Below are 23,511 nucleotides of genomic sequence, written 5' to 3'. Positions count from 1 at the left end.
AAGGACCTCCCATGACGACTGCCCCCTCCTCCGACCTGCTCGACCGCCTGCGCGGGCTCCTCGGGCTGCGCGGCGTGCTGACCGAGCCGGGCGACGTCGCGCCGTACGTCTCGGACTGGACCGGCGTCTTCGTCGGTACCGCCGCCGCCGTGCTGCGCCCGGCGGACACCGCGCAGGTGGCGGCGGCCGTCGGGGCGTGCGCCGCCGCCGGCGTCGCCGTCGTGCCGCAGGGCGGCAACACCGGCCTGGCCGGCGGCTCGGTCCCCGACGGCTCCGGCGACCAGGTGGTGCTGGTGCTGGACCGGATGCGCCGCGTCCGCGAGGTGGACCCGGTGGCCGACACGATCACCGTCGAGGCCGGGGTGGTGCTGCACACGGTGCAGCAGGAGGCGGCCGCCGTGGGGCGGCTGTTCCCGCTGTCGCTCGGCTCCGAGGGCTCCTGCACGGTCGGCGGCACCGTCTCCACCAACGCCGGCGGCACCGCGGTGCTGCGCTACGGGATGATGCGCGACCTGGTCCTCGGGCTCGAGGTCGTGCTCCCCGACGGGCGGGTCTGGGACGGGCTGCGGCCGCTGCGCAAGGACAACACCGGCTACGACCTCAAGCAGCTCTTCATCGGCGCCGAGGGCACGCTGGGCATCGTGACCGCGGCCGTGCTGAGGATGCTGCCCGACACCCCGCGCCGCGCGACCGCGCTGCTGGCGCTGCCGTCGGTCGACGCAGCGGTGGCGCTGCTGCCGCTGCTGCGCGAGCACGGCGGTGGCGAGCTGACCGCCTGGGAGCTGCTGAGCCGCCAGGCGCTCGAGCTCGTGACGACGCACCTGCCGGGTGCGCGCGACCCGTTCGAGGGGCCGCACCCGTGGTACGGCCTGGTCGAGCTCGCCGGGACCTCCAACAGCGTGGAGCAGCGGCTGGAGGAGGCGCTCGCCGCGGCGGTCGAGCTGGACCTGGTCGTCGACGCGGTGGTCGCCGGCAGCCCGGCGCAGCGCGCCGCCCTGTGGGCGCTGCGCGAGGGCGTCTCGGAGGTGCAGAAGGCCGAGGGGGCCTCGCTCAAGCACGACGTCACCCTCCCGATCGCCGCCCTGCCGGGCTTCGTGGACCGGGTCGGGCCCGAGCTCGTGGCGCTCCTGCCGGGCGTGCGGCTGGTGACCTACGGCCACGTCGGCGACGGCAACCTGCACTACAACCTCAGCGGTCCCGTCGGGGACGACCTCGCCCTGCGCGCCGCCGCGCCCGCGCTCACCCGCGCCGTCTACGACGCCGTCGCCGCGCTCGGGGGGAGCATCAGCGCGGAGCACGGGCTGGGCGCGCTCAAGCGCGACGCCGCCGCCGGCTACAAGTCGGAGGTGGAGGTCGACCTGATGCACGCGCTCAAGGACGCCCTCGACCCGCGAGGGCTGCTGAACCCGGGCAAGGTGCTGCCCGAGCGTCCCGGCGGCGGGTGAGCCACGCCGGCGCCCACCAGTTCGCGCGGCCCATCAGCGTCATGACGGCCGGCATGAGCAGCATCCGCACGACCGTCGCGTCGACCGCCACCGCCAGCGCCAGGCCGAAGCCCACCTGCTTGACGGGGGAGAAGCCGCCGGCCACGAAGGCGCCGAAGACGACGACCATCAGCAGCGCGGCGGCGGTGACGATGCGGCCGGTCGCCTGCAGCCCCACGGCCACGGCGCGCCCGTTGTCGCCGGTGGCGCGCCACTCCTCGGCGATGCGGCCCAGCAGGAACACCTCGTAGTCCATCGACAGCCCGAACGCGATCGCGAACACCAGCACCGGCGTGGTGATCGACAGGCTGCCCAGGGCTCCGGTGCCGACCAGGCCACCGAGGTGGCCGTCCTGGAAGACCCACACCAGCGCTCCGAACGTCGCCCCGAGGCTCAGCGTGTTCATCGCCAGCGCCTTGAGGGGCACCACGACCGACCCGGTGAACGCGAACAGCAGCACGAACGTCGCGAGCACCAGCACCAGCAACGCCCACGGCAGCCGCGACACGATCGCCTCGCGGTAGTCGGCCAGCTCGGCGGCGTCCCCGGTGACGAGCACGGGCGTGGGTGCCTCGAGCGAGCGCACGTCCTGGACGATCCGCCCGGCCCGGGCCGCCTCGTCGCCGCCGCCCTCCGGCACGAGCCGTACGGCGGTCAGGTCCGGGCCGGCCGTGGGCTGGACGTCCGCCACCCCGGGCAGGGCCTCCAGGCGGCGTACGTAGCCGGCGAGCTCGGACTCGGACCACTCGGCCTCCGCGACCACGGTCACCTGCTCCGCGAGCGAGTCGGGGAACTGCCCGGCGGCCAGCTCGGCGACCGCCCTGCTCTCCGAGGAGGCCGGCAGCGAGCGCTCGTCGGGCTCGCTGAAGCGCGCGCCGGCGAACGGCACGGCCGCGACCGCGAGCAGCGCCGCGCTGACGAGGGCGATGGCCAGCGGACGCCGGGACACCACGCGCGAGATCCGCACGAACGCCCCCCGGTCGTGGCGGGTGGCGCGCGCCGGGCGGATCCTCCGCCCGGCGACGCCCAGCAGCGCGGGCAGCAGGGTGAGGGCCGCGACGACGTCGAGGACGACCACGGCCAGGCAGGCCAGGCCCATCGAGCGCAGGAAGTCGTCGGGGAAGACCAGCAGCGCCGCCAGCGCCGCTGAGACCGTTGCGGCGGAGAAGGCGACGGTGCGACCGGCGCTCGCCATGGTCGCGACGACGGCGGCCTCCAGCTCGAGGCCTCCGGCCCGCTCCTCGCGGAAGCGCGAGACGACGAGCAGGGCGTAGTCGACCGCGAGGCCGAGCCCGAGCATCGTGACGATGTTGACGGCGTAGACCGAGACGTCGGTGACCAGGCTGACCAGCGTGAGGGTGCCGAGGGTCCCGGCGATGCCGGTGACCGCGACGACCAGCGGCAGGCCCGCGGCGACGACGCCGCCGAAGAGGACGAGCAGCAGGGCCAGCAGCACCGGCAGCGAGAGCAGCTCGGCGCGAGCCAGGTCCGAGGCCGCCTGGTCGTCCATCTCGGCGTCCATCAGGGTCTCGCCCCCGAGCAGCACGCGGGGCGCGTCCGCGCCGCGCAGCGCCGTCTCGACCTCGTCGAGCGCCGCCCAGCCGACCTCGGTCGGCTCGACCCGGACCGAGACCGCGACGGCTCGTCCGTCCACGCCCACGGCCTCGGTGTGCGGCGCGGCTCCGGGCGGCAGGCCGGTCCAGGGGGTCGCGACCTCTGCGACGCCTTCGATGGCCGCGACCTGCGACCCCAGCCGCTCGACCGCCGCGCGGGTGGCCGGTGACGTGGCCGGCACGTCGTCGAGGACGGCGACGACCTCGGGGCCCCGGGGGTCGGCCGCGCGCAGGAGCTGCGAGGCCCGGTCGGACTCGGTGCCGTCGACCGAGCCGGCCTCGGAGGTGAGCCGGTCGAAGAGCCCGGGGGAGACGGCGAGGCCGAGCACGACGACGACGACCCAGGCGGCGAGGACGCGGCGGCGGTGGCGCAGGCAGGTGCGGGCGAGTCGCGAGGTCATGCGGCGACGCTAGGACCGGACGGGCCGCTCGCGGATCGCCCGCGGGAGTGGACCCGCCTCCCCCGTGAGAGGGAGTCAGTCGCGCCCGCCGGGCACGACGAGGCCGTGCTCGTAGGCGTAGATGACCGCGTGGATCCGGTCGCGCAGCGCCAGCTTGTGCAACACGTTGCCGACGTGGGTCTTGACCGTGTGCTCGCTGACGACGAGCCGCTCGGCGATCTGGGCGTTCGACAGCCCCTGGGCCAGCAGGCCGAGCGTGTCCTGCTCACGCGCGGTGAGGCGCGCGACCCCGGCGGTGTCCGCGGCGGCGGGCCGGCGGCGTACGAAGTCGGCGAGCAGGCGGCGCGTGACCGACGGCGCCAGGAGGGCGTCCCCGCCTGCGACGACGCGCACGGCGGCCACCAGCTCGTCGCGCCCCACGTCCTTGAGGAGGAAGCCGCTCGCCCCGGCGTGCAGTGCGTCGTAGACGTAGTCGTCGAGGTCGAAGGTCGTCAGCACCAGCACGCGCACCTCGGGCCGGGCAGCGGTCACGGCGGCGGTCGCGGCGATGCCGTCCAGCTCGGGCATCCGGATGTCCATGAGCACCACGTCGGGTCGCAGCCGCTCGGCCAGCAGGACCGCCTCCCGGCCGTCGGCGGCCTCGCCGACGACCTCCAGGTCGGGCTGGGCGTCGAGGATCATCGCGAAGCCCGCGCGCACGAGCGCCTGGTCGTCGGCCAGCAGCACCCGGACCGTCATCGCGTCACCGCCGCCGCCAGCGGGAGGGACGCCGAGACGGCCCAGCCGCCGCCCGGTCGCGGCCCCGCCTCCAGCGTGCCGCCGACGAGCTGGACCCGCTCGCGCATCGCGACCAGCCCGTGCCCGCCCTCACGCCGCTCGACGCTCCCGCCCACGCCGTCGTCGAGCACCCGCACGAGCAGCGTCCCCGCCTCGGTCCTCACCTCGACCGAGACGCGGGCGCCGCCGGAGTGGCGCAGCGCGTTGGTGAGGGACTCCTGGACGAGCCGGTACGCCGTCAGGTCGACCGCCGGCGGCAGCGGCTCGTCGGCCGGCCGCATGTCGAGACGCACGTCGAGCCCGGCCTCGCGCACCCCGTCGACCAGCCCGCTCAGCGCGGCGACGCCGGGCTGGGGGGCCAGCGGCGCCGCCTCGTCCTCGCGCAGGACGCCCAGGAGCCGGCGCATCTCGGCCAGGGCCTGCTTGCCGGCGGCGCTGATCGCGTCGAAGGTCGCCGCGGCGCGGTCCGGGTCGCCGTGCACGACCACCGGCCCGGCCTCGGCCTGGACGACCATCATCGAGACGTGGTGCGCGACGACGTCGTGCAGCTCGCGCGAGATCCGGTTGCGCTCCGCGGCGACGGCCGCCTCCGACTCGGCGGTGCGGGCACGTTCGAGCTGCGCGGCCCGCGCCTCGGCCTGCACCGCGCGGTCGCGCCGGCTGCGGGCGGCCTCGCCGAGCAGCCACGCCGTCGACATCAGCAGCACCGTGACGCTCAGGTCCTCCGCGTCCCACTGGGGCCAGTCCACGACGAACACCGCGGCCACACCCACGACCGCGAAGGCCCCGGCGCCGTTGGCCCAGGCGCGGGGGGCGTAGGCGGCGACGGTGTAGAGCGAGACCAGCGCGGCGTAGGGCACCGGCGGGTCGGGCAGGTCGGTGATGCCGTAGGCCATCGTGGCGAGCCCGGTGGCCAGGGGCGCCACGAACGGGAAGAGTCTGCGCACCGCGAGCGGCGCGCACTGCGCGGCCACGACGGCGTAGCCCCACCACGGCGCCGGAGGGCAGCCGCAGCCGTCGTCCATGCGCAGCAGCGGCAGCAGGGACAGCAGGCACACGGTCGCCGCGACGAACGGGTCCAGCAGCGGGTCCAACCGCCGGCGCCACGGGTCGAGGTCGATCGTCACCCGGGCAGTCTGGCAGTCCCGCGGCCCTCGCCGACTCCCTCGGGCGGGGGATCCTGGGACGCCGGTGCCAGGAACTGGCGCACGACGTGGGGCAGGGTCGCGTCGGCGAGGGCGACGGCCAGCGGCTCGGGGACGTCCAGGACCGTCACCGACTGGGGCCCGCCCGCGGTGGTCGCGACGAGCGAGGTGAGGCCGACGCGCCGCTGGAACCAGGTGGCGCGCAGGTTCCAGCCGATGACGTGGTCGACCTCGAGGTGGTCGCGACGGCGCGCGAGGGTGCCGGACCGGGCGACGACGTGGCCGTCGGAGAGGGCGTGGCCAAGCCCGCGGGCGCGGTCGGCGGCCAGGGGCAGCGCGGCGAGGGGCAGCACGAGGACCGGAGCCACCGCCCACCAGGGAGCCCCGAGGAGCAGTGGCACCGAGGCCACCGCGGCGGCGAGCACGACCGCCGTACCGACGGCGCGGGTGTAGCGCCGCCGGGTCGCGGCGGGGCCGTGACCGGTGAGCGCCACCGTGACCGGGGCGGTGCTGGCGAGGACGGCGCCGCCGACGCGCTGCACGACGGCCAGCGGCGCGGGCGGCACGAGGGTCGAGCTGCCCGAGGCGGACCCGAGCCCGGTCACGATCGCGGTGAGCCGCCCGCCGCCCGCCAGCCGCAGGCCGAGCGGCTCGCCGACCGTCACCCCCGCGACCCGCTCCTCGTCGAGGCTCGTCTCACGGGTGGTGACCAGACCGCGCCGCAGGTGCCAGGACCCGCGGCTGCGGGTCAGCGCGAAGCCCCAGTTGGTGACGAGGTAGCCGACCACCGAGACCGCGACGACGAGGACGGCGAGCACGACCAGGCCGAGCAGCACGGCGGTCCAGCCGGGGAGGCCGACGTGCCAGGAGGTCGGGTCCACCTCGTCCCAGAGGTCGACGTTGCCCAGGACCTGCCCGCCCAGGCCGAGGATGCCGGCGGTGACGACCAGCCCGCTGGTGGTCAGCGGCGCGTAGCGCAGCCAGGCCAGGTCGAGCTCCACCACGGGGCGCTCGGGAGCGGGTGGCGCGTCGGGATCGTCCGGTACGCCGTCCGGCCCGGCCACCACCTCGGCGCGGGCCGTGCGGAGCAGGTCGGCACGCAGCTCCTGGGCGCGAGCGACGGGGAGTCCGTCGAGGTCGAGGTCGTCGTCGTCACCGCTCGCGCCGGTGCCGGTGCCGATGCGCAGCGTGGTCAGCCCCAGGACCCGGTGGATCGGGGAGGCGGTGAGGTCGACCGTGCGCACGCGGTCCAGCGGCGTCGAGAGCACGTGGCGCGAGAGCAGGCCGCGCTTGAGCTCGACGCGACCGGCGGCGATCCGGAAGCTCGTGGTCAGGTAGCGGAAGAGCCCCAGCACCACCGGCACGACGATGCCGAGGAACTGCCACGGCTGCCCGCCGGAGGCGGCGCCCGCGAGGAACAGCCCGACCAGCGGCGGCAGGAAGCGGACCACCTCGCGGACGGGGTGGACCAGCAGCATGCGCGGGTCCAGCCGCTGCCACTCGCCGGGCGGGGCCGGGGGAGCGGGCGCGCTCACGTCGCGTCGCCCTCCACGGCGTCCGCCTTGAGCGTCAGGTCGTCGACCAGCCGCTGCGCGCGGGCCTGCTGCAGGCCCGCGATCTGCAGGGCGCCGGCGGCCGACGCGGTGGTCACGGTGACGGTGGCCAGGCCGAACAGGCGAGCCACCGGCGTCTCGGCGTAGTCGACGGTCTGGATGCGCGACATGGGCGCGATGCGGCGCTCGCGGGCCCACCACCCGGTCTGCGTGTAGACGGCCGTGTCGGTGACCTCCCAGCGGTGCACGAGGTAGCGCCACTGGGGCACGACGGCGGCGTACGCCACGACGACGAGCAGGGCCAGCGCGACCATCCACCAGGCGAGGTCGACGGCGTCCCACAGCGCGGCGACCACCGCCAGGACGGTCACGGTGACGACGCCCTCGAGGAGGTTGGAGAGCTGCCACATCAGGCGCGCCCGGGGGCTGACCCGCTCGCGGGGCTCACGCAGCGTCGGCAGGTCCACGCTGCCGAGGCTAGCGGTCAGTCCTTGAGCTCACAGATGACGGCGCCGTTGGTGACGGTGGCGCCGACCTCGGCCTGGAGCCCGGTCACGGTGCCGGCCTTGTGGGCCTTGAGCGGCTGCTCCATCTTCATGGCCTCCATGACCACGATGACGTCGCCCTCGGCGACCTCCTGGCCCTCCTCGACCGACACCTTGACGATCGTGCCCTGCATCGGGCTGGTCACGGAGTCGCCGCTGGCCGCGGCGCCGGCCTTCTTGCCGGCCGCGCGCTTGGGCTTCTTCGCGCCGCCACCGCCGGTGGAGATGCCGCCCAGGCCGGCCGGGAGGACGACCTCGAGCCGGCGGCCGTCGACCTCGACGACCACCTTCTGGGTCTCCACGGGCTCGGCGGCCTCGGCCGACTCGCCGCCGTAGGGCGTGATCCGGTTGTCGAAGTCGGTCTCGATCCACTGCGTGTAGACGGTGAACTCGCCCTCGCCGGACGGCGTCGAGGAGCCGACGTAGGCCGGGTCGGAGACGACCGCGCGGTGGAAGGGGATCACCGTGGGCATGCCGTCGACGACGAACTCGTCGAGCGCGCGGCGCGAGCGCTCCAGCGCCTGGGTGCGGTCGCGGCCGGAGACGATGAGCTTGGCGATGAGGGAGTCGAACGAGCCCGGGATGGTCTCGCCGTTCTCGTATCCGCCGTCCACGCGGATCCCGGGACCGCTCGGCGGGCTCCAGGCCGAGAGGGTGCCGGGGGCGGGCATGAAGTTGCGCCCGCCGTCCTCGGCGTTGATGCGGAACTCGATGGAGTGCCCGCGGATCTCCGGGTCGCCGTAGCCGAGCTCCTCGCCGGCCGCGATGCGGAACATCTCGCGGACCAGGTCGATGCCGGTGACCTCCTCGGAGACGCAGTGCTCGACCTGGAGGCGGGTGTTGACCTCGAGGAAGGAGATCGTGCCGTCCTGGGCGACGAGGAACTCGCACGTGCCGGCACCGTAGTAGCCGGCCTCGGTCAGGATGCGCTTGGAGGACTCGTAGAGCTGGGTGACCTGGTCGTCGGTCAGGAAGGGCGCGGGCGCCTCCTCCACGAGCTTCTGGTTGCGGCGCTGCAGCGAGCAGTCGCGGGTGGAGACGACCACGACGTTGCCGTGCTGGTCGGCCAGGCACTGGGTCTCGACGTGGCGCGGCTTGTCGAGGAACTTCTCGACCAGGCACTCGCCGCGGCCGAACGCCGTGACGGCCTCGCGGACGGCCGACTCGTAGGCGTCGGGGATCTCCTCCAGTGTGCGGGCCACCTTGAGGCCGCGCCCGCCGCCGCCGAAGACCGCCTTGATCGCGACCGGGAGTCCGTTGGCCTTGGCGAACTCCACGACCTCGTCGGCGTCCTTGACGGGGTCCTTGGTGCCGGGGGCGAGCGGCGCCTTCGCCTTGTCGGCGATGTGCTTGGCCTTGGCCTTGTCGCCGAGCGCCTCGATGGCGGCGGGCGGGGGACCGATCCAGGTGAGCCCGGCGTCGATCACGGCCTGGGCGAAGTCGGCGTTCTCGGCGAGGAAGCCGTAGCCGGGGTGGATCGAGTCGGCCCCGGACTTCTGCGCGACGGCGATGATCTTGCCGATGTCGAGGTAGGAGTCGGCCGGCGTCGCGCCCCCGAGGGAGTGGGCCTCGTCGGCCAGCCGCACGAACAGCGCGTCGCGGTCGGGGTCGGCGTAGACGGCCACGGAGCCGATGCCGGCGTCCTTGCAGGCGCGGATGACGCGGACGGCGATCTCGCCGCGGTTGGCGACGAGCACCTTCTGCAGCGGCTTGATGTGGGCCGGGTCGGGCACGTGGCGCTCCTGTGGTCGTGGGTCTCCGCCCGGCAGGGTATCGCCCGATCCGGCCCGCGGGGCGTGAGGTACATCTCGGTGGGACCGCGCGTCGTGCCGGCGTGGTGCCTAAGGTGGAGCAGTGGCGCAACGACAGGGCTTCTGGCGGGAACCGTCCGGCACCCCCACCTCGGAGGCGATCGCCCTCGAGGCCTGGGTGCGCGAGGCGTACGGCGTGCTGGTCGAGGTCGCGGGGGACTACCGCGCGACCATCACCACCACCGACCTCGGCGAACGCGTGCAGGAGGCCAGCGACATCCGCACCAGCCGGCCGGTGGCGCAGTGGCTGGCCAAGGTGCTGGTCCCGGTGGCCCACCTGTGCCGCCACGAGGGCACGCCGCCGCTGCCCGCGCTCGTCGTGGACCCGCACACGCGGTGGGTCGGCGAGGCCTACGACGACGTGCTGCGCGTCGACGACCGGCTGCCGATCCTCGACCCCCACAAGCGCGAGGCGCACGCGTCCGCCGCCCGCCTCGAGTGCTACCGCTGGGCCGGCTCCGCGCCCGCTGACGCCGTGCCCGCGCCGGTCCCCGAGCCGGTCGGCCGGCGGCGTACCCGCGCCGCGTCGACGTCCGGGTCGTCCGGTGCCGTCCGCACCCCGCGCGTCGCCAAGCCCCCCGCGCCCCCGGTCAAGCCGCGCATCGCCGCCTCCGACCGCCCCGTCACCGTCTGCGACCGCTGCTTCATGGCGCTGCCCGCTACCGGGGTGTGCGACAACTGCGACTGAGCAGGTTTTTCAGCGGCTGCTGAAAAACCTGACGTTCTGGGCCAGAACTCTGCCCCAGAAGCGCCAGGAAATGCCCAGAAGCTCCGCCCGTGGGCGGTTAACAATCATTAACCTGGGCGCTACAGTGAGCCCATGAGCTTCGACCTGAGCCAAGAGCACGAGGAGTTCCGCCGCAGCGTGCGCGAGTTCGCGGAGGCGGAGATCGCGCCGCACGCCGCGCAGTGGGACCGCGACCACCACTTCCCCGTCGACGTGGTGCAGAAGATGGGCAAGCTGGGGCTCTTCGGCCTCACCGCCCCCGAGGAGTACGGCGGCGCCGGCGAGGACGGCGACTTCACCAGCCTGTGCGTGGCGATCGAGGAGATCGGGCGCGTCGACCAGTCGATGGGGATCACCCTCCAGGCCGGCGTCGGCCTGGGCATCAACCCGGTCCTGACCTACGGCACCCCCGAGCAGAAGGAGCGTTGGCTGCCCGAGCTCGTCGCCGGCGAGAAGCTCGCCGGCTTCGGCCTCACCGAGCCCGGCGCCGGCTCCGACGCGGGCGCCACGCGCACCAAGGCCGAGCTCCACGACGGCGAGTGGGTGGTCAACGGCGCCAAGCAGTTCATCACCAACTCCGGCTCCGAGATCACCAGCCTGGTCAACGTCACCGCCCGCACCGGCACCCGCGCCGACGGCAAGCCGGAGATCTCGGTGATCATGCTGCCCTCGGGCACGCCCGGGTTCACCGTTGAGAAGGCCTACGACAAGCTCGGCTGGCACGCCTCGGACACGCACCCGCTGTCGTTCGAGGACGCCCGCGTCCCGGCCGACCACCTCCTCGGCGCCGAGGGCCGCGGCTACGCGCAGTTCCTCGCCACGCTCGACGACGGCCGCGTCGCGATCTCCGCGCTGTCGGTGGGCTGCATCCAGGCCTGCGTCGACATGGCCGTGCAGTACGCCGGCGAGCGCCAGACGTTCGGCGGCCCGATCGGGCGCAAGCAGGGGGTCGCCTTCCAGATCGCCGACCTCGAGACCATGCTCCACGCCAGCCGGCTGCTCACCTACCGGGCCGCCTGGCTCAAGGACTCCGGCGCCCCCATGAAGGACTTCAAGCAGGCGGCCTCGGTCGCCAAGCTCTACTCCACCGAGTCCGCGGTGACCGCGACCCGGATCGCCACGCAGGTGTTCGGCGGCTACGGCTTCATGGAGGAGTACCCGATCACCCGCTTCTACCGCGACGCCAAGGTGCTCGAGATCGGCGAGGGCACCTCCGAGGTGCAGCGGATGCTGATCGCGCGGGGCCTCGGCCTACCCGTGGAGTGACGCGCGACACGCCCCTGGAGTAGGTTCCCGTGGGTGCCTGACTCTCGGTGGCGACGTACGACGGTCGCAACGTCCCTGGCTGCGCTCGTCGCGGCCACCTCCGCCTGCGGGGTGACGCGCGGAGACGACAGCCGCGACATCCTGATGATCATCCCCAACGCCGCGGGCGGCGGGTACGACCAGACCGGCCGCGAGGCCGTGAAGATCATGGAGGACGGCGACGTCACCGGCGGCGACTTCACCGTCGACAACATCGAGGGCGCCGGCGGCACCAACGCGTTCACCGAGATGGTCGGCGACGCCGGCGACGAGCACACGATGATCACCGTGGGGCTGGGCGTCGTCGGCTCGCTCTACTCCTTCGGCAACGAGCGCCGGCTCACCGACGCCACCCCGCTCGCGCAGCTGATCAGCGAGCCCGAGGGCGTCCTGGTGCCCGGCGACTCGCCCTACAAGACGATCGACGACTTCGTCGAGGTCTGGAGCGCCAACCCCGGGGACCTGGCGGTCGGCGGCGGCTCGTCCCCGGGCGGGCCCGACCACCTGTTCCCCATGCAGCTCGCCGACACGGTCGGGATCGACCCCAACGACGTCAACTACGTCTCCTACGACGGTGGCGGTCCGCTGACCAGCGCCCTGCTCGGGTCCAAGATCGACGCCGGCTTCTCGGGCCTCGCGGAGTTCACCCAGCAGATCGAGGACGGCGAGCTGCGCGTCCTCGCGGTCTCGGGGGAGGAGCGCCAGCCGCAGCCGGCGCTGACCGACGTGCCCACGCTGACCGAGAGCGACATCGACCTGGTGTTCCTCAACTGGCGCGGCGTGCTGGCCCCGCCCGACATCAGCGACGATCGCCGCGACGAGCTGATCGCCTACCTGCAGGAGATGCACGACACCGACGCCTGGGCAGCCGCCCTCGAGCAGTACGGCTGGACCGACGACTTCAAGACGGGGGAGGACTTCGTGGAGTTCCTCGAGGAGCAGGACGAGCGCGTCTCCGGCACGCTCGAGGACCTGGGGCTGCTGTGAAGGACACGGCGAAGGACCCGGCCCGGAGCACCGTGGACGACGAGCCGGTGACCCAGGAGCGTCGGGTGGACAAGGCGCAGTACGGGCTCGCCGCGGTGCTGGCGGTCGTCGGCGCCTACACGCTGGTCGACGCGCGGGGGCTGAACGTCGGGTTCGCCGACCCCGTGGGCCCGCGGGTGTTCCCCTACGTCATCGGCACCGGGATGCTCGTGCTGGCCGTGCTGCTGGCGGTCGCCACCGCACGCGGCGACGTGGGGGAGGGCGAGGCCGGCGAGGACGTCGACCTCACCTCGCCGGCCGACTGGACCACCGTCGGCAAGCTGGTCGCCATCCTGGTGCTCAACCTGCTGCTCGTGAACGTCCTCGGCTGGGCGATCACCGGGGCGCTGCTCTTCGCGGGCTGCGCCTGGGCCCTGGGCAGCCGCACGTTGCTGCGCGACGTGCTCGTCGGCGCCGTGCTGTCGGTGGCCAGCTGGTACTTCTTCTACACCGCCCTCGGCGTCCCGCTCTCGCCCGGCATCCTGGACGGGATCCTGTGAACACCCCACGGAGTTCTTCGCCTCCCCCGCTCCGCTCCTCCGCCAAACAACTCCGCAGGGACCCCGTTTGATGGACACCCTCAACCTGCTCTTCGACGGCCTCGGCTCCGCCTTCACGCCCGAGAACCTCATGTACGCCGCCATCGGCGTCCTGATCGGCACCTTCGTCGGCGTGCTGCCCGGCATCGGCCCGGCCATGGCGCTGGCGCTGCTGCTGCCGATCACCTACGGCCTCGAGGTCACGCAGTCGCTGATCATGTTCGCCGGGATCTACTACGGCGGCATGTACGGCGGCTCGACCACCTCGATCCTGCTCAACACCCCCGGTGAGTCGGCCTCGGTGATGACGGCCATCGAGGGCAACAAGATGGCCAAGAAGGGCCGCGCCGCGCAGGCGCTCGCCACGGCCGCGATCGGGTCCTTCGTCGCCGGCACCATCGGCACCCTGCTGGTCGCGTTCTTCGCGCCGACGATCGCCAAGCAGGCCGTCAAGATCGGCGCCCCGTCGTTCTTCGCGATCATGCTGCTCTCGCTGGTGCTCGTCTCGGCCGTCCTCGGGTCCTCGCGCCTGCGCGGGTTCATCGGTCTGTTCGTCGGGCTCACGATCGGGCTGGTCGGCCTCGACCTGTCCACGGGCCAGGCGCGCCTCACCGGCGGCATCACCCAGCTCGTCGACGGCGTCGACATCGTCGTGGTCGCGGTCGGGCTGTTCGCGATCGGCGAGTCCCTGTGGATCGCCGCCCACCTGCGCCGCAACCCGGTCGAGGTCGTGCCCGTCGGGCGCCCGTTCATGGGCCGCGAGGACTGGGCCCGCTCCTGGAAGCCGTGGCTGCGCGGCACCGCGATCGGCTTCCCGTTCGGCGCGCTGCCCGCGGGTGGTGCGGAGACCCCGACCTTCCTGTCCTACATCGCCGAGAAGAAGCTCGCCAAGAACGGCGACGAGTTCGGGCACGGCGCCATCGAGGGCGTCGCCGGTCCCGAGGCCGCCAACAACGCCAGCGCCGCGGGCATGTTCGTGCCGCTGCTCGCCCTCGGCATCCCGGTCACGGCCACCGCCTCGATCCTGCTGGCCGCGATGACCACCTACGGCATCGTCCCGGGACCCACCCTGATGACCGACCAGCCCGACCTCGTCTGGACGCTGCTGGCGAGCCTGCTCATCGGCAACACCCTCCTGCTCGTGATCAACCTGCCGCTGGCGCCGCTGTGGGCCAAGCTGCTGCAGATCCCGCGGCCGCAGCTCTACGCCGGCATCCTGTTCTTCGCCTCACTCGGCGCCTACGCCGTCGACCAGAACCCCTTCGACATCGCGCTGCTGCTGGTCTTCGGCGCCGTCGGGTTCGCCGTACGCCGCTTCGGCATCCCGATCCTGCCGCTGATCCTCGGCGTCATCATCGGGCCGCTGATGGAGGTCAAGATGCGCGAGGCGCTCGACATCTCCAACGGCGACATCAGCGGCCTCTTCAACGAGGGCCTGGCCATCGGCATCTACGTCATCATCGTGCTGGCGGTCGTCGTGCCGATCGTGATCGACCGGGTGCGCGGCGACGCGCCGCTGGCGGCCGACGCGCAGGACGGGACCAACGACAAGGAAGAGGTGTCGCGATGACGGTCGTCGTGGGCTACATCCCCAACAAGTACGGCGAGGCCGCGCTGGACGCCGGCATCGCCGAGGTGCGCCGCCGCGGTGGCGACCTCGTGGTGGTCAACTCCAGCCGCGGCGACGCCCTGATCGACAGCAAGTACCTCGGTGAGGCCGGTGTGGCCGAGCTCGAGCGACGCCTGGTCGCCGAGGCGATCCCGGCGTCCGTGCGGCACGCACTGGGCCCGGACGTCTCCGACTCGATCGTGGAGGTGGCCACCGAGGTGGGCGCCGAGCTCATCGTCATCGGCATCCGCAAGCGCTCCCAGGTGGGCAAGATGCTGATGGGCAGCGTGGCCCAGAAGGTCCTGCTCGACGCCCCCTGCGACGTGCTGGCGGTCCGGCCCGAGTGAGGCCCGGACGGCCCGGCCTCCTTTCGGCGAACCCCGAGCGGCTGGTTTAGCATTCGCGCCGTGCCCAGGAACCCGGACGCGTCCGCCGTCGTGCGCCGCGTGTCCGTCGGCATCGTGTCGCTGCTGGCTGTCGCGCTGGTCGCGCTGAGCCCGCAGCTGGGGCGAGCCGAGCCCGAGGGCAGCTACCGGCCGGTGCTCGACCCCCCGGCGCTCGAGCTGCCCTGCTACCCGCTGCCCGAGGGTCTGACGCTGGACTTCGCCCACCAGGTCCGCACCGACGGGGACGTCCAGGTGGACGGCGACTCGCGTCGCGAGCTGCTCGTCCAGTACGACCTCGTCGACGCCGACGAGGTCCGCGAGAGCCTCACCGCCTCGTTCGTGGAGGCCGGCTTCACCCCCGAGGCCGGCCGCGGTGACGCGCTGGTCTTCACGCGCCCCGACACCGGCCCGGTCACCGCCGAGGTGCGCCAGCTGAGCGGCATCCCCGCCGACTCCACCGTGCGCGGCACGGTGCTCCTGGACCTGCCGTCGGTCCCGCTCGCTTCCGACGACCCGATCTGCGACGACCCCTACGCCACCAAGCGCTTCCCCGACTCGTGGGAGCTGGCGAAGTGATCGAGGAGCTGGAGCGGGCCTACCGCCGCCTGCCCCGGGGCGGGACCCTCCTCGCGGTGCTCGTCGCCGCGCACGTGCTGCTCAAGCTGGCGCTGCTGCCCAAGGTCGGTCACACGCCGTTCGTCGGCGACGAGGCCTACTACGTCGACGGCGGCAAGGCCCTGTCCAACCTGGTGCGCGACCTGGTCGGGCTGGGCCCCCTCGACTCCTCCGAGCTCGAGCGCCACGTCGTCGGCAGCGGCTGGTTCATGCCCGGCATGTCCGCGCTGCTGACCCCGCTGTTCCTCCTGGACCCCGACGCCTCCACCTTCGTCATCCGCTGCTACCTCGGTGTCGTCTCGACGGTCGTGCTGCTGCTCACGGTGCGCACCGTGCGCCGTACCTTCGGGGACCGCTACGCCGCGCTGCTGCTGGTCTTCCCCGGCCTGGTGCCGATGTACCTGCTCTTCATGTACGGCGCGTGGGGCGACCTCAACGCCGGCCTCCTGGTCGTCATGCTGATCTGCCACCTCGTCTCGATCTTCCGGCAGGTGCGCAAGGGGGTCGGGTTCTCGCTGCGGGAGGGCGCCTGGCTGGGGCTCGTGGGCATCGTGATCGTCTACCTGCGGTCCAGCACCGCGCTGCTGGTCGGCGGCCTCTTCCTCGTGCTGTTCGTCGCCCTGGTGGTGCTGCTGCGCCGCCGCGAGCGGCTCCGCGGGGTCGGAGCGATGGCCCTCGCGGGGGTCGTGTTCATCGGCCTGCTGCTGCCCTGGTCGGTGGCGGCGTCGCACACCCTGGGCGGGCGCGTGGTGACCACGACCTCGGTGCCGACCGTGCTGGCCAACACCTTCGGCGAGTACGACCGGATCTGCTTCGGTCCCTGCGACCCCGGCAGCACGATCTGGTTCTCGCCGCTGCGCTACGCCCGCGAGGTCGCGCGCGCCACGGACGGCGACCAGGTCGGGATCCAGTCGGAGATGTCGGCCTACGCCCGGCAGGACGTCACCCCGCACAGCTACTCGCGCGACGTGCTCGGCAACTTCTACGCCTACGCGCTCGAGCCGGCCGGCTACAACGACCAGCTCATGGACCCCGACACCGACGGGGACACCTTCACCTACTGGTTCGTCACGCTGCTCACGACCCTGATGTGGTACCTCTCGCTGGTCGTCCTGGTGTGGGTGCTGCTGCTCGCCACCCGCCGCTCCTTCGAGTCCCAGATCCTCAGCATCGTGCTCAAGCTGGGCCTGGGGGCGCTGCTCACCCAGCCGTTCATCCACCTCGCGTCCGCGCGCTACTGGCCGACCGCCGCGCCGCTGCTGGCGCTCGCGCTGGGGCTCTGGCTGCAGGTGCGCGCCGAGCGGCGCGTGGCCGTCGGGGTGGCGCACGACCTGCCGGCCGTGCCCCAGGCCGTCGGGGCGCCGACACCGGCCGCGGTCCACCGCGGGCTCTACTGGGTGCAGCTGGGCCTGGCCGTCGCCAGCGTCGCGGTCGCGCTCGGCATCCTGGTCCTCGCGATCTGAGACGGCCGTGCCGTGCGAGGTGCGTGGGGGCTGCAGGGCATGATGGACCCGTGATCTCGGAGCGTGCGTGGGTGCCTGTCGTGCTCGGCCTGCTGCTGCTCAGCGGCTGCGCCGGGGCGGACGGCAACGACCCCGACGACCCCCAGGACCCGCCCACGGCCACGCTGGCCCCCGTGGAGGGCAACCCCTTCACGAGCGGTGGGCTCTACGTCGACCCCGGCAACCGCGCCAAGACGGCCGCCGACCAGGCGCTGGCGGCCGGCGACGACGCCGCTGCCCGAGCCTTCACGAGGCTCGCCGAGACCCCGGCCGGCATCTGGCTCACCCCGGAGGCGCTCCCGGCAGGCCAGGTGGGTCCGGCCGTCGCGGCGATCGTCGCGGACGCCGCCGAGCGCCAGCAGGTCCCGACCTTCGTGGTCTACGGCATCCCGGACCGCGACTGCACCGGCGGCTTCTCGGGCGGCGGTCTGCCCGCAGCGGAGTACGGCCCGTGGGTGCAGGAGATCGCCGACGCCGCCACCGGCTCCGCGGTCGTGGTCGAGCCGGACGCGCTGGCTTCCGCGCTGCAGTGCGACAACCTCGAGGAGCGCGTCGGGCTGATCAGCGACGCGGTCAGCCGGCTCGCGGCGGCCGGCACGGCGACGTACCTCGACGGCGGGCACTCCGACTGGGTCACTCCGCAGTCGCTGGCCCCGGTCCTGCAGCGCGCCGGCATCGGCGAGGCGCGGGGCTTCGCCACCAACGTGTCCAACTACCAGGAGGACGACGCCGAGCGCAGCTACGCCGACGAGCTCAGCGGGCTGCTCGGCGGGACGCACTACGTGATCGACAGCGGGCGCAACGGGCGCGGCTCGACCCAGGAGTGGTGCAACCCGCCGGGGCGCGCCTACGGGCGGGACCCCGAGGCCGTGGACGACGGGACCGGCCTCGACGCCTACCTCTGGGTCAAGCCCCCAGGTGAGAGCGACGGCGAGTGCCAGGGCGGTCCGGCGGCCGGAGAGTTCTGGCCTCAACACGCGCTGGAGATGGCGACCGCGTCCGGCTGGTGACACCACGTATAGGCTGCGGTGCATGTCGGGCAACACGTGGACCGCGGTCATCATCGAGGACGATCCGGACGTGCGCGACCTGATCGACATCGTGCTCACCCAGTCGGGCTTCAGCACGGTCGTGGTCGGTGATGGGACAGCCGGTGTGGAGGCGGTCCGCACCCACAACCCGCTGATCACCACTCTCGACGTCAACATGCCCGGCATGGACGGTTTCGCGGCCGCCAAGCGGCTGCGCGAGTTCAGCGACACCTACCTGATCTTCATCACCTCGCTGGGCGACGAGATCGACGTGGTGCAGGGTTTCGAGGCCGGCGGCGACGACTACCTCGTCAAGCCGTTCCGCCCTCGCGAGCTGCGCGCGCGCGCCGACTCCATGCTGCGCCGCCCCCGCGCCCGTCAGGACCACCCCAGCGGCCCCGCAGAGACCCCGGCGCCGGCCGCGGCGCCCGTGGCCCCCCAGGAGGAGTCCTGGGCCGCCAAGGCGGCGCGCGAGCTCACCGCCGGCGTGCCCCTGCCTCCCGCAGGCGAGCGCCAGGGCGCCGCTCCTGCCTCGGCGCCGGCACCGGGGCCTGCGCCGGCCCCTGCCCCCACGCCGGCTCCCGTGGTGGCACCGCCGGCGCCCGCCCCGGCTCCGGCGCCCGCGCCTGCTCCGGCCCCCGCTCCGGCAGCACCGGTCGCCGCTCCCGCGCCGGCCCCCGCTCCTGCTCCCGCCCCCGTCGCGCAGCCCCCGGCCCCGGCCCCCGTGGCCCCGACACCCGCCCCCGCTCCGGAGCCGGCGCCGGCGCCGGTGGTCTACGCCGCGGCGCCGCCGGTCTCCGGCTCGGCTCCCACGATCGCGGGCTCGACGATCCGCTTCAACGGCCTCACGCTCAACCAGGAGACCCGCGTCGTCGCCGTCCGCGGCAGCGCCGTCGACCTCACCCGGGTCGAGTTCGACCTGCTCGCCTCGCTGCTCGGCACCGGCCGCCGCGTGCGCAGCAAGGCCGACCTGGTCCTGACGATGCGCGGCCAGCAGTACGTCACGTCGTACTTCGTCAACGAGGCCGACAAGCGCTCGGTCGAGGCCAACATGACCAACCTGCGCCGCAAGCTCGGCGACGACGGGGCCAGCCCGAAGTTCATCGAGACCGTGCGCGGTGTCGGCTACCGCCTCGCCGAGGTCTGAGCGACCGACCGACGCGACGAGGCTCGGCCCCGCAGGTCGCGGGGCCGGGGCTCGCGACCTAGTTGCTGTTGATCGGGATCGGCGTCGCGACGGTGGGCTTGTCGGACTCGAAGATCGCGATCGGCACCGACTGGCGCACCTGACGGCGGTAGAACTTGCTGCTGCCGGCCGACTCCTGGATCCACACGGTCGCGTTGAACGCCAGGGTCACGCCCCGGGTCTCGACGGCCATCTCGCCGATCTTCTGGTTGCGCAGCTCGAAGGAGCCCTTGGGCGAGGTGATCAGCATGCCCTTGTCGGTCGCGACCGGCTCGGGGTCGAAGGTGACCTTGCGGGCCGAGACGTTGAGCCGGTAGGGGCTCTCGCTCCCGGGGCCGGCCGCCGTCATGGTGGTGGAGCGGACCTGGACCCGGTCGAGGTAGACCTTGCGCTTGGTCGAGAACTTGTCGCGCAGCCCGCGGTCGAGGTCGTAGGCCTGGAAGGTGAAGGTGAAGAACTTCTGGCCCTTGGGGTACCACTCGTTGGTGCGCGGCGTCGACTTGGTGGGGTACATCGTGTAGACGAAGTCCACGCCGTCGACGTCGATGTGCGACTGGAAGGTGCCGTCGCGGGTGAACTGCGAGTCGACGGCGTTCTGGACGGCCGTCTCGCTGGGGCTGGTCGTGGTCTCCGACTCGGGCTCGTCCTTGCCCTCGAGGAGCGAGCAGCCGGACAGCGCGAGCGCCAGGGTGAGGGCGGCGACGGTGGCGCGGGCTCCTCGCCCGACGTTGCCGCTCATGCCTTGAACCCGCGGTAGCGCTTGCTTCCCTTGATGAGCATCCACGCAGTCTGCAGCACGGTGATGACGCCGAGGATGGGCCACCCCGTGGCGAGCGCGTCGGACTGGGTCGCGAGCGGGACCTGGCTCCAGATGGCGCCGGCCACCACGAACACCACCAGCACGGCGACGAAGGGCATCAGCCAGGCGGTGCCCTGCCCGCGCTCGGCCTTGGCCTGGGCGGCCCAGTTGTCGGTCTGCTGCTTGCTGAAGAACTTCAGCCAGGCGCGGACGAAGTGGCCCATGCGGATCCACATGTAGACCTCGGCGGGCGCGAGCAGCATCGCGAACAGGTAGTCACGCCGGTTGGCGAACTCCATGGAGCGCGCCACGCGCCAGTTGAGCAGCACCGCGGAGAACGGCGGGATCAGCCACAGCGGGCTGAACACGAAGGCGCTGATCCACACCGACCCGATCAGCAGCATGCCGAACATGAACCGGGTCGTGATGTTGACGACCATCGACATGTGCTCGAACCAGCGCAGCCGCAGGTTGGGGTGCAGCGGCTGGCCCTTGGTGTCGCCGCGCTGGCCGGGCCACATCAGGTCGATGGCGCCGAAGTTCCACTTGACCTGCTGGGCGTCCAGGGAGCGCAGCGTGGTCATGCCGCCCACGTGGGCTCGGCCGCGGGCGCTGATCTTGGTGAGGTAGCCGGCGCTCTTGATCTGCAGCGAGAGCAGGGAGTCCTCGACCTCGGAGTCCTTGACCCACGGGGTGCGCTGGTGGCTCTCGCGCATGACGTCGCGCAGGGCCTGGGTCTGGAAGATCGAGAACTGACCGCCCAGCACCGCCATGTTGCGGCCCTTGAGGAGGTTCTGCATGTTGAACGCGGAGAACTGGGCGCGCTGGCCGGCGATGAGGAACTTCGCCATGGGGCCGTCGAGCGCGCTGTCGTCGATCGAGTAGATCGCGGAGATGCCGCCGATGCGGTCGTCGCTGGAGATCTCGGCCACGAGCTGCTCGACGCAGTCGGGCTCGGGCGTCGTGTCGCCGTCGACACCGAGGAGGAAGTCCATGTGCTCGACGAGGGAGTAGCCGTAGTTGAGCGCGCCGACCTTCTTGTCCGGGTTCTTGCCGATGTCGTGGACGTAGACGACCGTGCTCTGCTCGCCGCTGGCGGTCATCCGCGTGTGGGGGCCGGCGTAGTGGCTCGCCACCTCCACGGAGTCGTCGCTGGAGTTGTTGATGATGACGTGGATCGCGTCGGGCAGCCGGGTCTGCTGGAGCAGCGAGTCCAGGACGCCGGAGATCGTCTCGCCCTCGTTGTAGGCGGGGATGATGCAGCCGACTGTGGGGCGGTAGGTCGGGAGCTCCTCGACCGCGTCCAGGAACTCGTGGGCGTAGGCCTCCAGGTAGGGGTCCGGGGTGCGCACGTAGTCGTCTGCGACGGGCATGCCGTCGGCCGTGGTGGTGGGCTGGGTGTCCTGCCCGCTGCTGTCGGCGTTCACGTGGGGTGGTCCTCCGGTTCTGGTGCGTTCGGCCTCCAGTGTGCGCAAGCACGCTCAAGACCGTCCCCGCGGCAACCTCTGGCGATCCTCAAGATCCCCTCAAGATGTCCGCCGGCCCGATGTCCGCATCCGGTGGCAGGAGCCTACGCCTCAAGGGCCCCGGAGGAGGGTTCTTCGGTCGATGACCAGAGGTCGGTCCACGAGGCGCCGAGCTCGGCCAGCAGCTCGCGCAGCAGCGGCAGGCTCACGCCGACCACGTTGTGGTGGTCGCCCTCGATGCCGGTCACGAAGGCCCCGCCCAGCCCGTCGACGGTGAAGGCACCGGCGACGTGCAGGGGCTCGCCGGTCGCGACGTAGGCGTCGATCTCCTCGTCGCTCACGTCGGCGAAGTGCACGGTCGTGGACGCGGCCGCCGCCGCGACCCGGCCCGAGCCGGCCTCGCGCAGGCAGTGGCCGGTGTGGAGCACCCCGGCGCGGCCGCGCATGGCGCGCCAGCGGCGTACGGCCTCGGGGGCGTCGGCCGGCTTGCCGTGCGCCTCACCGTCCAGCTCCAGCACCGAGTCGCAGCCGAGCACGAGCGCTTCGGCGGGCAGGTCGTCGCGCGCCGCCACCGCCGCGCACTTGAGCTCGGCCAGCTGCAGCGCCAGCTCCGCGGGCGGCAGCCCCTCGAGCTGCGACTCGTCGACACCGGACACGATCACCACGGGCTCGACGCCGGCGCTGCGCAGCGTGGCGAGCCGCGCCGGCGAGGCCGACGCGAGGACGAAGGAGGGCACGGGCCGACCCTACGGCCCCGCCGGCGGGTGGCGGCGGGCGGCGTTTCCCCAAGGTATGCACCCGAGCCGTCACTTCCCTCGGTGTGCATCGCACGGGAAGTGACGCTCCGGCGAGGGATGTGCGGCCGGGCCGCCGTCGCCCCACGCCGCTCTCCGTGCACAGGGGTCTGTCCGACGGGCACCGTCCCCAGGCGTACGGCGGACGCCGGCGAGGATCGACGTACGGCGCCAGGCTCGTGCCATGGACCTGGACCCCCTGCGCGCGATGGAGGAGTGGCACGGCTTCTTCACGACCGCGCAGGCGCACGACGTGGGCTACAGCGACCGCGCGATCGGCCGGGAGGTGCGCTACGGCAGGTGGCACCGGTTCCGGAGGGGCTACTTCGTCTTCCGCGACACCTGGGCGGACCTGGACGACGTCGGGCGGCACCGCGTCCTGAGCCTGGCCGTCCTGCACTCCCACGGCTCGGTGGTCGCGCTCAGCCACGTGTCGGGCGCCGTCGCGCACGACGTCGCGGTCTGGGGGCACGACCTGTCACGCGTGCACGTCACCCGCCTCGACGGCGGCGCCGGGCGGATCGAGGGCGACGTCGTGCACCACGAGGGCGTCTGCGTCGACGGCGACGTCCGGGAGGTCGGCGGGAGCCTGGTCCTGCGGCCCGAGCGGTGCGTGCTCGAGGCCGGTTCGCGCGCCGACGGCGCCGCCCGGCTGGTGCCGCTCGACTCGCTGCTCGCCCGCGGGCTGGCGACCCACGACGCCCTGCTGAGCCAGTTCGCGGCCATGGAGCGCTGGCCCTTCATGCAGTCCATGCAGGTGCCCGTCCGCCTGGCCGACGGCGGCGCGCAGTCACCGGGGGAGACCCTGGGGCGCTACCTGTTCTGGGCCGCTCACCTGCCGCGCCCGGAGACGCAGTTCGAGGTGCACGACGCGGAGGGCACGCTGCTCGGCACCTGCGACTGGGCCTGGCCCGAGCACGGGCTGCTGGGCGAGTTCGACGGGAGGATCAAGTACGGCCGCCTGGTCAAGCCCGGGCTCGAGCCGGGCGACGTCGTCTTCGCGGAGAAGCAGCGTGAGGACCTGCTGCGCGAGACCACCGGCTTCGGCATGGTCCGGCTGGTCTGGGACGACCTCGACCGGCCTCGGCTCACTGCGGCGCGGGTACGCCGCGGGCTGCGGATGGCCAGCTGAGCGGCGTACCCATCGCCCACTTCCCTCGGTGGACCGTCACTTCCCGGGGGTTGTACGTCGTGGGA

The 23,511-nt window shown here is 73.1% G+C and carries 21 protein-coding genes; 12 read left to right on the top strand and 9 right to left on the bottom strand.

The window, feature by feature from the left end; translation table 11 throughout:
• The first annotated feature begins 11 nt into the window (after positions 1-11).
• A complete protein-coding gene (locus tag E4622_RS14010) occupies positions 12-1,445 on the top strand; it encodes an FAD-binding oxidoreductase (RefSeq protein WP_134740865.1) in 1,434 nt (477 codons plus the stop codon).
• Here E4622_RS14010 and E4622_RS14005 read toward each other — a convergent pair.
• The 6 genes from E4622_RS14005 to E4622_RS13980 form a co-directional block, all read right to left on the bottom strand.
• Entirely contained in the window at positions 1,372-3,498 is a 2,127-nt protein-coding gene (locus tag E4622_RS14005) for an MMPL family transporter (protein ID WP_134740864.1), read from the bottom strand. The genes E4622_RS14010 and E4622_RS14005 overlap by 74 nt on opposite strands.
• 75 nt (positions 3,499-3,573) lie before the next feature.
• Positions 3,574-4,236, bottom strand: a complete 663-nt coding sequence (locus tag E4622_RS14000; protein ID WP_134740863.1) for a response regulator transcription factor — start codon at positions 4,234-4,236, stop codon at positions 3,574-3,576.
• A complete protein-coding gene (locus tag E4622_RS13995; protein WP_134740862.1) occupies positions 4,233-5,402 on the bottom strand; it encodes a sensor histidine kinase in 1,170 nt (389 codons plus the stop codon). The genes E4622_RS14000 and E4622_RS13995 overlap by 4 nt, the downstream gene beginning before the upstream one ends.
• Entirely contained in the window at positions 5,399-6,955 is a 1,557-nt protein-coding gene (locus tag E4622_RS13990) for a PH domain-containing protein (protein WP_134740861.1), read from the bottom strand. Before E4622_RS13990 ends, E4622_RS13995 begins: the two co-directional genes overlap by 4 nt.
• On the bottom strand, positions 6,952-7,440 hold the full coding sequence (locus E4622_RS13985) for a PH domain-containing protein (RefSeq protein WP_245156032.1): 489 nt from the start codon (positions 7,438-7,440) through the stop codon (positions 6,952-6,954). Before E4622_RS13985 ends, E4622_RS13990 begins: the two co-directional genes overlap by 4 nt.
• A 17-nt stretch (positions 7,441-7,457) precedes the next feature.
• The gene (locus E4622_RS13980; protein ID WP_245156031.1) at positions 7,458-9,251 is read right to left on the bottom strand and encodes a biotin carboxylase N-terminal domain-containing protein; all 1,794 of its coding nucleotides are present in this window, start codon (positions 9,249-9,251) and stop codon (positions 7,458-7,460) included.
• A 121-nt stretch (positions 9,252-9,372) separates the two neighbouring features.
• On the opposite strand from E4622_RS13980, the gene E4622_RS13975 reads away from it, so the two are divergent.
• The 10 genes from E4622_RS13975 to E4622_RS13935 all read left to right on the top strand — a co-directional run bounded on the left by E4622_RS13975 (position 9,373) and on the right by E4622_RS13935 (position 19,216).
• Positions 9,373-10,017, top strand: a complete 645-nt coding sequence (locus E4622_RS13975) for a hypothetical protein (RefSeq protein ID WP_134740860.1) — start codon at positions 9,373-9,375, stop codon at positions 10,015-10,017.
• Positions 10,018-10,149: 132 nt separating this feature from the next.
• The gene (locus E4622_RS13970) at positions 10,150-11,322 is read left to right on the top strand and encodes an acyl-CoA dehydrogenase family protein (RefSeq protein ID WP_134740859.1); all 1,173 of its coding nucleotides are present in this window, start codon (positions 10,150-10,152) and stop codon (positions 11,320-11,322) included.
• Positions 11,323-11,355: 33 nt separating this feature from the next.
• Complete coding sequence (locus tag E4622_RS13965; protein WP_245156030.1) at positions 11,356-12,348, top strand: tripartite tricarboxylate transporter substrate-binding protein; 993 nt, start codon at positions 11,356-11,358, stop codon at positions 12,346-12,348.
• A complete protein-coding gene (locus E4622_RS13960; protein ID WP_245156029.1) occupies positions 12,345-12,887 on the top strand; it encodes a tripartite tricarboxylate transporter TctB family protein in 543 nt (180 codons plus the stop codon). The genes E4622_RS13965 and E4622_RS13960 overlap by 4 nt, the downstream gene beginning before the upstream one ends.
• Positions 12,888-12,957: 70 nt before the next feature.
• A complete protein-coding gene (locus E4622_RS13955) occupies positions 12,958-14,496 on the top strand; it encodes a tripartite tricarboxylate transporter permease (RefSeq protein WP_134740858.1) in 1,539 nt (512 codons plus the stop codon).
• Positions 14,493-14,882, top strand: coding sequence for a universal stress protein (locus E4622_RS13950; RefSeq protein WP_134740857.1), 390 nt, complete (start codon positions 14,493-14,495; stop codon positions 14,880-14,882). Before E4622_RS13955 ends, E4622_RS13950 begins: the two co-directional genes overlap by 4 nt.
• A 60-nt stretch (positions 14,883-14,942) precedes the next feature.
• A complete protein-coding gene (locus E4622_RS13945; RefSeq protein ID WP_134740856.1) occupies positions 14,943-15,497 on the top strand; it encodes a hypothetical protein in 555 nt (184 codons plus the stop codon).
• Complete coding sequence (locus E4622_RS22830; RefSeq protein WP_167736091.1) at positions 15,494-16,999, top strand: hypothetical protein; 1,506 nt, start codon at positions 15,494-15,496, stop codon at positions 16,997-16,999. Before E4622_RS13945 ends, E4622_RS22830 begins: the two co-directional genes overlap by 4 nt.
• A 50-nt stretch (positions 17,000-17,049) precedes the next feature.
• Entirely contained in the window at positions 17,050-18,048 is a 999-nt protein-coding gene (locus E4622_RS22825; RefSeq protein ID WP_167736090.1) for a glycoside hydrolase family 6 protein, read from the top strand.
• A 22-nt stretch (positions 18,049-18,070) separates the two neighbouring features.
• Entirely contained in the window at positions 18,071-19,216 is a 1,146-nt protein-coding gene (locus tag E4622_RS13935; RefSeq protein ID WP_134740855.1) for a response regulator transcription factor, read from the top strand.
• Between the two features lie 58 nt (positions 19,217-19,274).
• Here the strand turns inward: E4622_RS13935 and E4622_RS13930 are convergent, their stop codons facing one another.
• The 3 genes from E4622_RS13930 to E4622_RS13920 all read right to left on the bottom strand — a co-directional run bounded on the left by E4622_RS13930 (position 19,275) and on the right by E4622_RS13920 (position 22,257).
• Positions 19,275-19,994, bottom strand: a complete 720-nt coding sequence (locus E4622_RS13930; protein ID WP_134740854.1) for a hypothetical protein — start codon at positions 19,992-19,994, stop codon at positions 19,275-19,277.
• Complete coding sequence (locus E4622_RS13925) at positions 19,991-21,481, bottom strand: glycosyltransferase family 2 protein (protein WP_134740853.1); 1,491 nt, start codon at positions 21,479-21,481, stop codon at positions 19,991-19,993. The genes E4622_RS13930 and E4622_RS13925 overlap by 4 nt, the downstream gene beginning before the upstream one ends.
• A gap of 143 nt (positions 21,482-21,624) precedes the next feature.
• Positions 21,625-22,257, bottom strand: a complete 633-nt coding sequence (locus E4622_RS13920) for a Maf family protein (protein ID WP_134740852.1) — start codon at positions 22,255-22,257, stop codon at positions 21,625-21,627.
• Between the two features lie 241 nt (positions 22,258-22,498).
• Here E4622_RS13920 and E4622_RS13915 point away from each other — a divergent pair, with 241 nt between their 5' ends.
• Positions 22,499-23,446 (top strand): type IV toxin-antitoxin system AbiEi family antitoxin domain-containing protein, encoded by a 948-nt coding sequence (locus E4622_RS13915; RefSeq protein WP_134740851.1) that lies wholly within the window; start codon positions 22,499-22,501, stop codon positions 23,444-23,446.
• Positions 23,447-23,511 lie beyond the last annotated feature (65 nt).

The organism is Nocardioides sp. 503 (genome assembly GCF_004522095.1).
Taxonomy (GTDB): domain Bacteria; phylum Actinomycetota; class Actinomycetes; order Propionibacteriales; family Nocardioidaceae; genus Nocardioides.
The sequence above is the reverse complement of the archived record's forward strand: the minus strand, read 5'-3'. Positions and strand labels throughout refer to the sequence as shown.